This window comes from Nonlabens ulvanivorans (assembly GCF_032922765.1).
GTDB lineage: Bacteria > Bacteroidota > Bacteroidia > Flavobacteriales > Flavobacteriaceae > Nonlabens > Nonlabens ulvanivorans.
Genome location: NZ_CP136694.1, coordinates 1,052,957 through 1,067,141, shown reverse-complemented (window position 1 = coordinate 1,067,141; position 14,185 = coordinate 1,052,957). Strand labels below are relative to the sequence as shown.

Genomic DNA, 14,185 nt, shown 5'->3' with positions numbered 1-14,185 from the left:
CTCAATGATACCTCAAAATGAAATAAAAACCTCTTAATTTATGATTAAAAATATTACTCTTTTTTTTGTTGCTGTTTTCATCCTAGTAGGATGTGCCTCTTATAAGGAACAATATAGGGAAGAAACACAGAATGCATTTCCCGATAATGCAGAGATTATAAAGTCATTTTACCTGATAGGTGACGCAGGGAAATCGCCCATGAATGGTAAAAGTGAAGGTTTACTTGCGCTAGAGCAGCATATTGAAAATCAAGACACTAAAAAGGCACACTTAATATTTTTAGGGGATAATATATATCCAGTTGGTATGCCAGATAAAGATGACTCTTTCAGACCACTGGCAGAGAATCATTTAAATGCTCAAATAGCCGTTGCACAGGCATTTGATGGTAAGACTATCTTTATACCTGGTAATCATGACTGGTATGATCAAGGTTTAAAAAATGTCGAAAGGGAGAAAAATTATATTGAAAAAGCACTTAACGATAAAAATATTTGGGAGCCTAAAGTAGGATGTCCGTTAGAAAGTATAGAAATTTCTGATGAAATACAGCTTATCATTTTAGACAGTCAGTGGTATCTAGCTCAATGGGATAAGCACCCAACAATTAATGATGATTGTGACCAAATTAAGACTAGAGAACAATTATTTCTAGAAATTGAAGGTGAGTTTAAAAAAAATCAGGATAAAGTTATTCTAGTAGCGATGCACCATCCATTATTTACAAATGGTGTGCATGGTGGTCAATATGCTGCAACAAAGCACTTATTTCCTACTCAAAGAGATATACCACTTCCGTTAATTGCATCCTTAGTAAATCAAGTGCGCACTAGTGGTGGTATTAGTTCTCAAGATAAACAAAATGAGCGCTATCAAGAAATGGTTAATCGTGTCACTACTCTTGCAAGATCATCACAAGCAGCACGTATTATTTTTGCAAGTGGACACGAGCATACTTTACAATATATTGAGAATGAAGGAATACGTCAGATAGTTTCTGGTAGTGGATCTAAGCAAAGCTATGCCACCTTAAGTAATGATGGTCTTTTTGCTTATGGCGGTAAAGGTTTTGCAAGATTTGATATTCTTAAAGATGGTAGTGGATGGGTAAGATATTACACCTTGCGCAACGGTAAAGTTGAGTTGATTTACACGGTTGAGGCTATTAAGAAGCCTAAAGAATTTGATATGGAGCAATTACCTAGTAGTTATCCCGCTTTCGCGAAAGCGAGTATCTATGAAAAAGAGCGCACGGACGTGTCTGGTTTTTATGAATCTGTTTGGGGTAACAAATATCGAGATTTATATGGGATTGAAGTTAATGCTAAAGTCGCATTGTTGGATACATTATATGGTGGACTAGAAGTTGTAAGAGCTGGTGGTGGTCACCAGACAAGAGCGTTAAGATTGAAAGATAAAGATGGTAAGGAATATAATATCAGAGCCTTAAAGAAAAGTGCGGTACAGTTCTTACAAACTACGGTTTTCAAAGAGAATCAGGTTGTTGAAGGATTTGAAAATACTACTACTGAAGACCTATTATTTGATTTTTATACAGCAGCACATCCTTATGCAGCATTAACAATTCCAGATCTTGCAGATGCTGTAGGTGTATATCATACTAATCCTGAGGTATTTTACTTGCCTAAACAACAAGCCTTAGGTAAATATAATAATGACTATGGTGATGAATTATATCTATTAGTAGAACGTCCTGAAGAGAATCATAAGGAATTACTAAGCTTTGGTAAGCCAGATGATATTGAAAGTACTGCAGATGTTTTTGAACGCCTACGTAAAGATGAAAAGTATAAAATCGACGAGCCTCATTATATTAAAGCAAGAATTTTTGATATGCTTATAGGTGATTGGGATAGACACCAGGATCAATGGCGCTGGTCAGAGTTTGAATTAGAAGATGGAACACACCTTTTCCGTGCTATTCCTAGAGATCGTGATCAAGTTTATTCAAACTTTGATGGAGCTCTTTTTGCGACATTACGCACCATGATCGGTATTACAAATCAATTTTCTACTTATGATGAACAACTTACTGATGTAAAGTGGTTTAATACTGCTGCAAATTACTTAGATAGAGCACTTGCTCAAAACAGTAATCGTTTTGTATGGGAATCACAAGCCAGATATATACAAGAAAACTTAACTGATGAGCAAATAGAAAACGCTTTTAAAAATTTACCAGTCGAGATCTATCCTCATGAATCAACGCAAGTGATTGTTGAGAATATGAAGAAGCGTCGTGATAATCTATTAGATACTGTCAATGATTATTATGATTATCTAGCTAGTCTAGCTATCATGACTGGAACCGATAAGGATGATATTATAGAAATCAATCGTATAGAAGATGGTAAAACAGAGGTTACTATCTACCGTAATAAAAATGGTGAGAAGGCAGATATTGTAGCACAAAGAGTTTTTGATAGTAAGGATACAAATGAGATCTGGATCTATGCATTAGATGATGATGATATCATCAGAGCTATGGGAACTGGAAAAAATAAAATAAAAGTACGTGTTATCGGTGGACAGAATAATGATATTTATGATCTTGAAGAAGGAAAGGCAATATCGATTTATGATCACAAATCAAAGGATAACACTTTTAAAGCTAAAAATGGAGCTCGTGTAAGGCTATCTGATAATTATGATACTAATTTATACAATCCACGTAAAAACATATTGACCAGTAATGCACTAACACCAGCAATAGGTTTTAATCCAGATGATGGTTTTAAATTAGGAATTCAAAATGTTTATACGGTAAATGGTTTTAATCGCAATCCACATACAAGAGTTCATAAAATAACAGCAGGTTATTATTTTGCTACTAATGGTTATGACATTAATTACACAGGTGAATTTGCTGGTGTTTTTAATGGTGTAAACTTACTTGTAAATGGGCGATTTGCAGGACCTACTTTTACTGAGAACTTTTTTGGGATAGGAAATGATTCTGAAAATTTACAAGACGATTTTGATTTTGACTACAATAGAGTTCGTATTAGTGAGGCTACCTTTGGTCTAGGGATTAAGTATAACGGTGAATATGGATCTAACTTAACCATATTATCAAATTTACAGGGAATAGAGGTAGAGGAAGGTAATGAGCGTTTTATTACTGATTTAATCGATCCTGAAACTAATCCTGATTTTTACGAACGCAAATGGTACGTAGACACAAAAGCAACCTATAATTACGAAAGTTATGATAACAAACTTAATCCTACTAGAGGTATGATATTTGAAACCACCATAGGTGGTACCATTGCTACAGAAGATGTAGATCAAAGTCTATTATACTTTAAACCAAAATTAGGTTTCTATAACGCCATTTCTAGAAATCGCAAATGGGTTATAAAATCTACTATTCTAGGTCAGATTAATGTAGGTAACAATTATCAATTTTTTCAATTAGCTGAGTTGGGACAGAATAACGGACTAAGAGGTTATCGTACACAACGATTCTCTGGTCAGCGATCATTTGCTGCAAGTGGTGATTTGAGATATAGCTTTAACGAATTTAAAACTGGTTTAATTCCTTTACAGATGGGGTTATTTGCCGGTGCAGACGTAGGTCGTGTTTGGGTAGATGGAGAGTTTAGTGATCAATGGCACAATGATTTTGGTGGTGGTTTTTGGGTAAACTCAGCTGAAGCTATAGGAGCTAATTTTAATTTCTTTCATGGTGATGATGGTTTAAGATTTAGTTTTCAAGTTGGGTTCAGTTTCTAAAATTAATACCTGTTTTATTATAATAAAGGCTCGCAGTTATTGCGAGCCTTTTGTATTTTTAACAAATGAATGATAAGAAAAGTGGTGTCATGCTTATTGCGCTAGGTAGTGCAATAGTGTTTATAGGAATAGTGCTCTATTTAATGGAGATTATAGGAGCAACTGGTATGATTTTACTAGGTATAGCGGTAGAACTTGCTGGTGCTTATATTTTCTGGAAAAATAGGAAATGCTAGTTTATAATTTCAATTGATAAAGGTTTCCACCAGTTTTTTTAGTCTGTTCATCACTTATCCATAAAATGTTGTCAGTTTTATAAATAATAGACTCTTTTTGAGAGTAGTGATTGAGATCATGTCTTTCAATATCATAATTAGTGAAATCTTCGTCATAGTTAGAGAGTATAAATACTTTGTCACTGGTAAGTAGAGCAATTTCTCCATGACTATTCACATCTGCGCTGGTAATTAAACAATCTTTTGAATCGTTACAAATTTCAATTTCTACAAGAAATTGAGCATTATTTGAAGTTCCGTCAGCTTTCAATCGGTATACTTGAGTTTTACCATTAAAATCACTACTTCTATTCTTACTGAAGAAATAGAAATAATCCTCAACGCGCACAAAAGCCTCACAGTCATAGAAGCGTTCTTTCTTTTTAGGAGGAAAGTCTTTTTGATTGGAATAGAATACAGAAATCTCGCGAATGTTAACTAGTTCTTGGTCTTTAGGTTCTAGATCAGTAATATCAACTTCATAAATAGCTAAGTCTTTACGTTTATTTTTGTTGTTTCCTAAATCAGCTATATACAAATAGGTTTTGCCAGTAACGGTATTAGTATAACTACTTAAATCTTCCCAGTCATTATTTTTTAAGATGGGAGCTGTAAGCTCATAATAACCTAATTCTTGATCATATAAGTAAAGTACTGGTTCATTTCCAGAATCATTAACCGCATATAATAAATCAGAGCCTTCGATAGACTCCATTCCACTTATTTCTTCAAGGTCTTCTGGTAGATGTTCTAAATACGTAAGTTTACCATAGTCCTGGCAACTAGCATTTTGAAATAGAATTGTAAATAATAGTAATTGAAATACTTTCATATTATAGTCAAACGAAAACACCGTCTAAGTAAATAAATAACTTAGACGGTGTTTTATTAATTTATAAATTTAATTATACGGATTGATGATTGTCACTTGTATTCATTCTCCACGCATCTAACATCCAGCTTGTTTTTTCTAACTCTCTGATATATGCACCTATTAAATCTATAGTACCTTCATCACCAGCTTTATCTGCACGTTCTACCACTTTACGCATTTGTTGAATTAACGTACCGTGGTCTTCTAGCAAGGTATTCACCATTTCAACATCTGTATGTTCTGATTTAGATTCTTTTAGGTTAGACTTCTTCAGGTAGTCAGATAAATTAGAAGTAGGCTGGTATCGCAACGTAAGAATACGTTCTGCTATCTCATCTACTTTTAATTTTGCATCATCATACATTTCCTCGAACTTAATATGCAAATCAAAAAAGTTTTTCCCCACTACATTCCAGTGAAAATTTCTTAATTTTTGATAGTAAACATGATAGTCTGATAGTAATACATTTAATTCTTGAACTGTTTTTTCAGTTTTATCTTTATCTAGATTTAGGTAATTCATTATTTAGTCTTTTGTTGGTTCTTTTCAGTTAATGTTTCTGACTTCATATCAAAGTCTTTATTTTTATTCACTTTGCCCAGATTTCCTAAAGGACGATCTTGACTTTTTCTTTTAAATTTAGTTTGCATGGCGTTTATTATTGTTTGATATAAAGGTAATAATGATATGACCTAAGCATTGAGAATAAAAGGTTAAAACATGTTTATGTTATCTTAAATAAGCATAGATTATTTAATGATATGTAGAATTTATTGTGAATTATGCAATAATGAAAAAGGACTCAAATTCTTCAGATTCTAATTGCATCCAGACCATGGGAGCAAAGCCTCGCGCCAGACTATCCTTTACTATTAGTAACGTTTCTTCATAATTATAAGAATCTTTTAAGGCGTGACAGTTACCAATCCATAAATGCTTTTTAGGTAAGTAGTATCGGTTGTTGGTATTCGCTTTCGCGAAAGCGTCATAATTCATATAATAACCAGCAATACATCGTTTATTGATATACTTAAAATTATGTTTCCATAAATCCCGAGGTATATACACATGTGCTAGATAGCAAACACGTTGTTCTATAGAATCAATAGCTAGATTTAAAGAAGATAATGCTTGATAAGTAGCTGGCTTGTAGAGTAGAGGTAATTGATGATCTACTAATCGATCAAATTTGAAAACGAAATTATCACGTTTATTAGGTCCCACATATTTAGATAATTCGGTTGCATGATCTTCATTTAAATAGTTCGATTTTTCTGAAACATCAGGATCATAACAATAGAATTTATAAACTAATTCTACGTGGTATATTTTATTGGTGTTGACTTCTCTGATCAGGTAATCTAATTCGCCTTTTGTGATTTTTGCTACATTGATTTGAATATTAGAATCAATTAATTCATAATTCGAACTTTGCTTTATGCAATACTCATAGTAATATTCTGCTCGTTTACCTAAAACCGTATTTACAGGAATCTCAGGAAAACCTGTAAGGATATCATCATCTTTTAAATGAGATAGGTCTAATTTATTTAGAGGAAACTGTTGTACACCTGCAAGCTTACCATTCCATAGGCTTGCTGTTTTTAAAAAGGCTCTAAACCGTTGAATATCGTTTTGAGCCATTTATTTATTCTTTTATTAAATATTGCTGTTCTTTCAAATAAACGCCAGCACTAGGACCTAAATTAAATAATAGGTCTAAAGCACTTAATCCATTTAAAAATCCATGTTTCTCTTGAAATACTTGAATGTAAGAATCAGTTGATAGAATAGGATTTTGCTTTGCAGTAATTAGTTGTCTAGCTCTTATATCATCCAGGTATTCTTCTGATGATATAATTGATTTTGTAATATGTAGTAGATGAAGCGTCCATTTCAGTGTTTTAATATTCCAGTCTATTAATAGCTGTGGAATATCACTAAATAAATCATGTAAATCAGCCTCATAATATTCATAAAAAGGACTACTGTTGTAAGCACTTTTTATACTTTTTAAATGTTGTGTAGCCCAATCATCTGTCTGGTTGATTTCAATACTATTGTAAGGTACAGAGTGACCTGATTTTTGATGAACTATAGGTATGTTTAGAGCCAGTTTACCATTTGCAGCTGCGATGTAGCAACGATTACGATAAGTCTGTTTTACGTAGTTATCATGAGTCTCCAGCATCAACTGGTTGCAATGATACAGGTGCACTAAACTCACTACATCTATAAAATAGCTAGGATGTAGTATCTGCTCCATATCTTACTTATTACTTTTCTTTTTGATAAATTTCTTGTAACCAAAATATCCTAATAGTCCAACTATCAATATCCATAAATATGATGTAGGTTGTCCTGAACCATTTACAGTCGTAAACATACGGTCAAATCTCAATGAAGGGAAACTACCGCTCCAGTCCATACTCATCCACACAAAAACAGGTTTACCAACAACGTGATTTTCTGGTACAAAACCCCAACCACGACTATCGTAACTGTTATGGCGGTTATCACCCATTAGCCAATAGTAATTTTGTTTAAAAGTATATGCATTTAATGGCTTACCATTGAGTAAAACCGATTTACCATTAACTGCAATAGTGTTAATGATATTCATCTCACTACCTTCATATACCTCAATGATTCTTTTGTAATAACCGATGTTGTTATAGTTGATTTCTACAGTAGCATCTTTTTGAGGGATTAGTACAGGTCCAAAATTATCATTGTTATTAGCAATTTTAGAATCATACGGGAATATTGCTGGATCCCATTTTCCTTTCTTGTCTATTCTTTTATTAAGGTCTAGAATATTAGGATTAGCCTGTAAAGCAGCTGCGGCTTCTACAGTTGCAGCACTTACTGCTAGAGTAGGAGCATTATCATTTTCTGTATCGTAATAATGTCCAACTGCATCTGTAATATCATACTCTTTTTTGAGCATGGCAGGATCTATAGGTTGTGGTGTTGTAACTGACTTATAGGTGTGTTGTAATCTCGCTCTTTCTGGTAAAACAGTAGGTTGACCATCGATATGTACTTTACCATCTACTATTGAAAATAGATCACCAGCAATAGCCACACATCGCTTAACGTAATTAGATTTTTTATCAATAGGCTTATCGTGATGCAAATTATCTATAGAAGGAAATCCGTATAAGGTATCTGCAGGCCAATTGAAAACAACAATGTCATTTCTTTTTATTTTTGAAAAACCAGGAATACGAGTGTATGGTATTTGTGGTGTTTCTAGATAACTTTTAACATGTAAGACTGGTATAGTATCATGTACCATTGGTAAAGCCACTGGTGTCATAGGGATACGAGGTCCATAGTGCATTTTACTCACAAATAAAAAATCACCAGTTAATAAGGTTTTTTCTAAGGATGGCGATGGAATTATGAAAGGTTGCATCACATAGGTATGTACTATTGTCGCTGCAATTACCGCAAATAATATAGAACTAGTCCATTCACCAGCACTTGTGCGTGGATGAAGACTACGATTTTCAATATAATTTAATGGTTGTGTATAGTTTATGAAATATAAATAAAGTCCTAATGTCACAATAACTAAGACTGTATCTTTTGCTTTGTTATAACCAAATGAACGTAAGGCTTCTACCCAGACGACTATAAACATGATTAAGTTTACAACAGGTAAGAACAGTAAGAAAACATACCACCATGGTCTATTTAATATCTTCATGAAGATCACAGCATTGTACACAGGCACAAATGCTTCCCATGCTTTTCTACCAGCGGCGACGTACATTTTCCAAGTACCTAATGCATGTACTACTTGAAGTACTAAGAAAAAAATTAACCATCCTGTCCAACTCATCTGTTTACTCTTTAATATTTTTAATGATAGCTACTATGATAAGTTCAAAACGTCTTTCATAGTAAATATTCCTTTATGTTTTGTAATCCATTCAGCAGCAATAACGGCGCCTATGGCAAAACCATCACGACTGTGAGCCGTGTGCTTTATTTCAATGTCATCTATTATACTACTGTAATGTATGCTATGAGTTCCTTTAACATCTTCAATACGCTGTGCGTCAATAGGTAAAGAATCAATTTCGCTGTCTGTACCTAAGTGCCACTTATTCAATCTAGTAAATTCGGAAATTCCTTGAGCAAGAGTAACAGCTGTACCACTAGGAGCATCTTTTTTTTCTGTATGATGTATCTCCTCCATACTAATTCTATATTCTTCATATGGCGCCATCATTGCAGCGAGTTTGCGATTGAGTTCAAAGAATAAATTAACGCCTAGACTAAAATTTGAGGCATGAACTAAAGTTCCATTTTTGGAATTAATATAATCTGTGACCTCTTGTAATTCTTCATTCCATCCAGTTGTACCACAAACCACAGGCAAACCCATGTCTGCACAAAATTTAATATTACTTACAGCACTATCTGGAGCTGTAAATTCGATAACCACGTCGGCTTTTTGAATGTCTTCAATAGAATCATTTCTACCTATACGAGTCACAACATCATGACCACGTTCTAAGGCAACACGTTCTATTGTTTGCCCCATTTTTCCATAACCCAGTAAAGCTATTTTCATATCAAAAGTTATAAATAAGTGATAGACCAACATTTGCACCTGATGGTACATGTTCAATGTTGATAATTGTAGGAGTAAGACTTAAATTACGATCTACATTAAAATCATCTAAGTGGCCATCTACGTTAGCGTCTATTATTTGTAATATATAAATACCAGCCGTTATCAATAGGGTTAATTCTTTATTACGTTGTGCTGTGCGTTGTGCACGTTCTAATCCTGCATCAGAGATAATAGGATTTCCATCTGCATCAGAGAATGCATCATTGGTCCCACCGGCTAGTCTTATTCTGAAAGCGTCTCTTAATTCTTGATATTGATTTTCATTATAAAGATATACAGCAACACTAGTACCTAGAGCTCCATAGACTAGTGGTACCTTCCAGTAACGACCATTATATGCTTGCCCTAATCCTGGTAAAATGGCACTATAAAATGCCGCTCTTGCAGGTCTATTAGCATCTATTGCCGTATTTACTGAGTCGGCTGCTATAACCTTAAATTCACCAGGTGGTAGAGATGCATCATCTTGCGCACCAGCCATTAAAGCTCCTAAAATAATGAATATGTAAAATAAATAATTACGCATTCAATTGTTTGATAATACGTTCTAATTCTTTTTGAGATTTAAAGGAAATAGTTAATTTACCTTTCCCTTTTGCATCTACTGTAGCATTTACCTTAGCACCTATGGCTTCTGATAATTCTTTAGTAGCATCAACTATTTCAGTTGGCAGTTTATTTGTTTTAGCTTGCTTTCGCGGAAGCGTATCACCACCTTTTTCTGCTTTAACAATTGCCTCTGTGTCTCTTACAGAAAGACCGTTTGCTAATATTTGTTGATAGATATCTAGTTGTTTATCTAAACTATCAACCGCGATTAAGGCACGTCCATGACCCATGGAAATAAACCCGTCACGCATTCCTGTTTGAATAATAGGGTCCAGTTTTAATAACCTTAAATAGTTAGTAATTGCACTACGACTTTTACCTACACGATCGCTCATTTGCTCTTGTGTAAGATCTATTTCTTCTATTAAACGTTGGTAGGATAGAGCAATTTCTATTGGATCTAAATCCTGACGTTGTATATTCTCAACCAGTGCCATTTCTAATGATTCCTGGTCATTTGCAATACGCACATAAGCCGGAATCGTATCTAGTCCTAATAGTTTAGAGGCACGACAGCGACGCTCACCACTTACTAATTCATACTTATTAAAGCCCATTTTACGCACAGTGATGGGCTGTATAACACCTAGTTCTTTTATAGAAGAGGCTAATTCACGTAAGTTTTCTTCATTAAAACTAGTACGTGGTTGAAAAGGGTTCATCTCAATATCTGCTAGATTGAGATCTACTACATTACCTACGATTTTGTCTGCGTTCTTATCGTTTGCATTAGTGATATCGTTAGATGGATCTTTCAATAATGCAGAAAGACCACGACCTAATGCTTGTTTTTTAGTTGCTTTGGCCATAATTAATTAGAGGCATTTTTTTGAATCAATTCATTAGCTAGACTCAGGTAATTTTCAGAACCTTTACTAGCAGCATCATAATTGATAATGCTTTCACCATATGATGGTGCTTCACTTAAACGCACATTGCGTTGTATAATTGTCTTAAACGTTAAGGCTTTAAAGTGCTTATTAACTTCTTCTACAACTTGATTAGAAAGTCTTAAACGACTATCATACATCGTAAGTAATAAACCTTCAATATCTAATTGATCATTATGAATTTTTTGAATACTCTTTACCGTATTCAATAACTTACCTAAACCTTCAAGTGCAAAGTACTCACATTGTATAGGTATTAATACAGAATCACTAGCAGTAAGTGCATTAAGAGTTAAAAGGCCCAATGATGGAGCACAGTCGATAATAATATAATCATAAACTTCTTTCAGAGGCACTACAGCCTCGCGCATCATATACTCACGTTGATCCTTATCAACTAGCTCTATCTCAATGGCTACTAAATCTATATGAGCAGGGATAATATCTAAGTTAGGAGAATCGGTCTTAATAACTAATTCTAGAGCAGGAACAGTATGTTCTAGCAATTGATAAGTACCATTCTCTACAGTTTCAACATCAATACCTAGACCCGATGTAGCGTTTGCTTGCGGATCTGCATCAATAAGAAGTACTTTTTTCTCTAGTACACCTAGTGATGCCGCTAGATTTACCGCTGTAGTTGTTTTACCTACACCACCTTTTTGGTTAGCAATTGCTATTATTTTACCCATTTAAAACGAATCAATTTAAGCTGCTAAGGTAAAAATTTACAACTTAAAAAAAGTGCTTTACCATATACTTTATTAACGATATCCATGAGTTGTATTTCATCATATTGAACATGAGAATGGTAGTTCTTAAAAAATGACTTATATGAAACTTTATTCTTAGAATTACTCAACTTATTTAAGCTCTTAATTTTAGGCCTTTAAGTAGGTGAAATCATTTTGAAAAATAAAAGCTTTCTTCATTTTCTTACCTTTGACTGGTGAAAAATAAACTCTTAATTATAGGTCATACTTGGCCAGAACCTCAAAGCACAGCTGCGGGAACGCGCATGTTGCAATTAATTGAATTGTTTAAAGATGCTGGTTTTGCAATAACCTTTGCCAGTGCAGCATCACGTAGTGATTATAGCTTTCAACTTGCCAGTATTGAAGTTGAAGAAAAGGCTATTTTATTAAACAATCATAGCTTTAATGATTGGGTTAAAGAAGAACAATTCAATGCGGTCATGTATGATCGTTTTATGATAGAGGAGCAGTTTGGATGGCGCTTCCGCGAAAGCTGTCCTAACAGTATCAATATCCTTGATACAGAGGATTTACATTTTTTAAGAAAGGCTAGGGAAGTAGCTCTTAAAAATAACGAAGAGGTAAGTTTAAAACACTTGCATAGCGAGCAGGCTATGCGTGAGATAGCTAGTATGTATCGTTGTGATGTAAGTTTGATTATTTCTGAATATGAAATGGAATTACTTCAAAATCAATTCCGTATACCTAGAGAGTTATTACATTATTTACCATTCTTAGTTGGTTCGGGAACACTAAAAAACTTAAAATCAACCAATTTTAAAAGCTTTCAAGAGCGCAGTCATTTTTCTACCATTGGTAATTTTATTCATAAGCCTAATTATGATGCTGTTCTTTACTTAAAGACCAAAATATGGCCCTTAATTAGAAAGGAACTTCCGAAAGCAGAAATGTATGTTTACGGTGCTTATGAGAGTCCAAAAGTTTCTCAACTACATAATGAGAAACAAGGATTTTACATTAAAGGTAGAGCGATAGAAGCAAACGAGGTAATAGAGAACAGTAGAGTAGTACTGGCTCCTATCAGGTTCGGTGCAGGATTGAAAGGAAAACTTTTCACAGCCATGGAAACCGGAACTCCATTTGTGGGAACACCTATAGCTATGGAAGGTATCTATTCAACTACAACGTCAAGCTTAAATCAAACTCCAGCAGATTTTGCTCTACAAGCCATAGAGTTATATTCTCATGAAAACCTATGGAAGCAACAACAAGTGCTAGGTTTTCAAACACTTCGCAAAAGGTTTGGAATGCAATACTTAAAGGATAGATTTATCTCTAGAATTAATGATGTGATGAATAATCTAGAACAACATCGTTTGCAAAATTTTATGGGACAATTGCTACAACAACAAGCATTTAATAGCACTAAATATTTCAGTCAGTGGATCGAGGAGAAGAATAAGAGATAAATTAGTATTAATTATTGTGGTAATCTATCTACATCATCAAACAATCTACATAGTCAGTCAACATGTGAAATAACAAACCAATTCCTAAGATACGAATTGGTTTTTTAAAGAATAACATCACTACATAAACAATCATTGCATAGTAAGTATGTAATGGGTGATAATTGATACTACAACGGTTAACTTGAAAAATAGGAGAGGCGAGTAGATGATCTAAATCTACTAGCATAGTCAACAGAAATAATATATACGCAGTTTTCCAATCTTTATTAAAGAATAATAGGGCTATCCCTAATGGTGCTACAAAATGTAAAAAGTAATGTATAAATGTTTGCATTACTTAAAATAGTCTGCAATACCAGATAATATACTTTGTACTGCATAAGCAGCTAGTATTAATCCCATAACTTTACTAATTACGGTAATCCCATAACTACCTATTGCTTTTTGAATATTATTTGCAAGTAATAAAGTGACGCACGTTATACCTATTACTAAAAGTACCAATAGTGTAGTAAACGCTTGTTGCTCTATAGAATAGATATGATTATCAGTAAGAAGTACAACTGCTAGAATTGCACCTGGTGAGGCAATGGATGGAATCGCAACCGGAAAAATAGTAACATGTTTATAGTCAGAGATATGACTTTTTTCATCTTCAGGTTTTCCACCACCAAATATCATCGTAAGTGCAAATAAAAATAAAATAACACCACCAGATATTTGAAAAGCATCTAGCGTTATTTCCATTCCTTCTAGAATGATTTGACCTATTACTATAAAAAATAACAATATCAAAAATGCTACAAAAGACGCTCTTATGGCCACTTTGCGTTTATGAAGTTTGTCAAATTCTTTAGTAGCTTCTAGATATACAGGTACAGTACCTATAGGATCTATTACTGCAAATAAGAAAAATATAGCGGTTAAAATTTCTGCCATG

15 protein-coding genes are annotated in these 14,185 nt (G+C 33.9%); 3 read left to right on the top strand and 12 right to left on the bottom strand.

Annotation, left to right across the window (positions count from 1 at the left end; genetic code table 11):
* Positions 1-40 precede the first annotated feature (40 nt).
* Both R1T42_RS04920 and R1T42_RS04915 read left to right on the top strand, forming a co-directional pair.
* A complete protein-coding gene (locus R1T42_RS04920; protein ID WP_317291520.1) occupies positions 41-3,757 on the top strand; it encodes a metallophosphoesterase in 3,717 nt (1,238 codons plus the stop codon).
* 65 nt (positions 3,758-3,822) lie between these two features.
* Positions 3,823-3,993 (top strand): hypothetical protein, encoded by a 171-nt coding sequence (locus R1T42_RS04915; RefSeq protein ID WP_317291519.1) that lies wholly within the window; start codon positions 3,823-3,825, stop codon positions 3,991-3,993.
* A 1-nt stretch (position 3,994) separates the two neighbouring features.
* Here R1T42_RS04915 and R1T42_RS04910 read toward each other — a convergent pair whose 3' ends face one another.
* The 10 genes from R1T42_RS04910 to R1T42_RS04865 form a co-directional block, all read right to left on the bottom strand.
* Entirely contained in the window at positions 3,995-4,864 is an 870-nt protein-coding gene (locus R1T42_RS04910) for a hypothetical protein (RefSeq protein ID WP_317291518.1), read from the bottom strand.
* 73 nt (positions 4,865-4,937) lie between these two features.
* The gene (locus tag R1T42_RS04905) at positions 4,938-5,429 is read right to left on the bottom strand and encodes a Dps family protein (RefSeq protein WP_317291517.1); all 492 of its coding nucleotides are present in this window, start codon (positions 5,427-5,429) and stop codon (positions 4,938-4,940) included.
* Entirely contained in the window at positions 5,429-5,557 is a 129-nt protein-coding gene (locus R1T42_RS04900) for a hypothetical protein (RefSeq protein ID WP_262496716.1), read from the bottom strand. The genes R1T42_RS04905 and R1T42_RS04900 overlap by 1 nt, the downstream gene beginning before the upstream one ends.
* Positions 5,558-5,687: 130 nt before the next feature.
* Positions 5,688-6,551 (bottom strand): DUF1853 family protein, encoded by an 864-nt coding sequence (locus R1T42_RS04895; protein ID WP_317291516.1) that lies wholly within the window; start codon positions 6,549-6,551, stop codon positions 5,688-5,690.
* 4 nt (positions 6,552-6,555) lie between these two features.
* Complete coding sequence (locus R1T42_RS04890) at positions 6,556-7,173, bottom strand: WbqC family protein (RefSeq protein ID WP_317291515.1); 618 nt, start codon at positions 7,171-7,173, stop codon at positions 6,556-6,558.
* Positions 7,174-7,176: 3 nt separating this feature from the next.
* The gene (lepB, locus tag R1T42_RS04885; RefSeq protein WP_317291514.1) at positions 7,177-8,757 is read right to left on the bottom strand and encodes a signal peptidase I; all 1,581 of its coding nucleotides are present in this window, start codon (positions 8,755-8,757) and stop codon (positions 7,177-7,179) included.
* Positions 8,758-8,790: 33 nt separating this feature from the next.
* The gene (gene dapB, locus R1T42_RS04880) at positions 8,791-9,495 is read right to left on the bottom strand and encodes a 4-hydroxy-tetrahydrodipicolinate reductase (RefSeq protein WP_317291513.1); all 705 of its coding nucleotides are present in this window, start codon (positions 9,493-9,495) and stop codon (positions 8,791-8,793) included.
* Between the two features lies 1 nt (position 9,496).
* A complete protein-coding gene (locus R1T42_RS04875; RefSeq protein WP_317291512.1) occupies positions 9,497-10,084 on the bottom strand; it encodes a DUF5683 domain-containing protein in 588 nt (195 codons plus the stop codon).
* Positions 10,077-10,976: a ParB/RepB/Spo0J family partition protein gene (locus R1T42_RS04870; RefSeq protein WP_317291511.1), complete on the bottom strand. Its 900-nt coding sequence runs from the start codon at positions 10,974-10,976 to the stop codon at positions 10,077-10,079. Before R1T42_RS04870 ends, R1T42_RS04875 begins: the two co-directional genes overlap by 8 nt.
* Before the next feature lie 2 nt (positions 10,977-10,978).
* Positions 10,979-11,749 carry a ParA family protein gene (locus R1T42_RS04865; RefSeq protein ID WP_036585133.1) on the bottom strand — a complete coding sequence of 257 codons (771 nt, stop codon included), beginning with the start codon at positions 11,747-11,749 and terminating at the stop codon, positions 10,979-10,981.
* 257 nt (positions 11,750-12,006) lie between these two features.
* On the opposite strand from R1T42_RS04865, the gene R1T42_RS04860 reads away from it, so the two are divergent.
* On the top strand, positions 12,007-13,242 hold the full coding sequence (locus R1T42_RS04860) for a glycosyltransferase (protein WP_317291510.1): 1,236 nt from the start codon (positions 12,007-12,009) through the stop codon (positions 13,240-13,242).
* A gap of 28 nt (positions 13,243-13,270) precedes the next feature.
* Here R1T42_RS04860 and R1T42_RS04855 read toward each other — a convergent pair whose 3' ends face one another.
* Positions 13,271-13,579 (bottom strand): DUF6122 family protein, encoded by a 309-nt coding sequence (locus tag R1T42_RS04855; RefSeq protein WP_317291509.1) that lies wholly within the window; start codon positions 13,577-13,579, stop codon positions 13,271-13,273.
* Complete coding sequence (locus R1T42_RS04850; RefSeq protein WP_317291508.1) at positions 13,579-14,184, bottom strand: MarC family protein; 606 nt, start codon at positions 14,182-14,184, stop codon at positions 13,579-13,581. The genes R1T42_RS04855 and R1T42_RS04850 overlap by 1 nt, the downstream gene beginning before the upstream one ends.
* Position 14,185: the final 1 nt, after the last annotated feature.

Coding starts and splice junctions, on each gene's coding strand:
- R1T42_RS04920 (WP_317291520.1), top strand. CDS start 41: ATGATTAAAAATATTACTCTTTTTTTTGTTGCTGTTTTCATCCTAGTA.
- R1T42_RS04905 (WP_317291517.1), bottom strand. CDS start 5,429: ATGAATTACCTAAATCTAGATAAAGATAAAACTGAAAAAACAGTTCAA.
- R1T42_RS04890 (WP_317291515.1), bottom strand. CDS start 7,173: ATGGAGCAGATACTACATCCTAGCTATTTTATAGATGTAGTGAGTTTA.
- R1T42_RS04895 (WP_317291516.1), bottom strand. CDS start 6,551: ATGGCTCAAAACGATATTCAACGGTTTAGAGCCTTTTTAAAAACAGCA.
- R1T42_RS04865 (WP_036585133.1), bottom strand. CDS start 11,749: ATGGGTAAAATAATAGCAATTGCTAACCAAAAAGGTGGTGTAGGTAAA.
- R1T42_RS04850 (WP_317291508.1), bottom strand. CDS start 14,184: ATGGCAGAAATTTTAACCGCTATATTTTTCTTATTTGCAGTAATAGAT.
- lepB (WP_317291514.1), bottom strand. CDS start 8,757: ATGAGTTGGACAGGATGGTTAATTTTTTTCTTAGTACTTCAAGTAGTA.
- R1T42_RS04870 (WP_317291511.1), bottom strand. CDS start 10,976: ATGGCCAAAGCAACTAAAAAACAAGCATTAGGTCGTGGTCTTTCTGCA.
- dapB (WP_317291513.1), bottom strand. CDS start 9,495: ATGAAAATAGCTTTACTGGGTTATGGAAAAATGGGGCAAACAATAGAA.
- R1T42_RS04875 (WP_317291512.1), bottom strand. CDS start 10,084: ATGCGTAATTATTTATTTTACATATTCATTATTTTAGGAGCTTTAATG.
- R1T42_RS04855 (WP_317291509.1), bottom strand. CDS start 13,579: ATGCAAACATTTATACATTACTTTTTACATTTTGTAGCACCATTAGGG.
- R1T42_RS04910 (WP_317291518.1), bottom strand. CDS start 4,864: ATGAAAGTATTTCAATTACTATTATTTACAATTCTATTTCAAAATGCT.
- R1T42_RS04900 (WP_262496716.1), bottom strand. CDS start 5,557: ATGCAAACTAAATTTAAAAGAAAAAGTCAAGATCGTCCTTTAGGAAAT.
- R1T42_RS04915 (WP_317291519.1), top strand. CDS start 3,823: ATGAATGATAAGAAAAGTGGTGTCATGCTTATTGCGCTAGGTAGTGCA.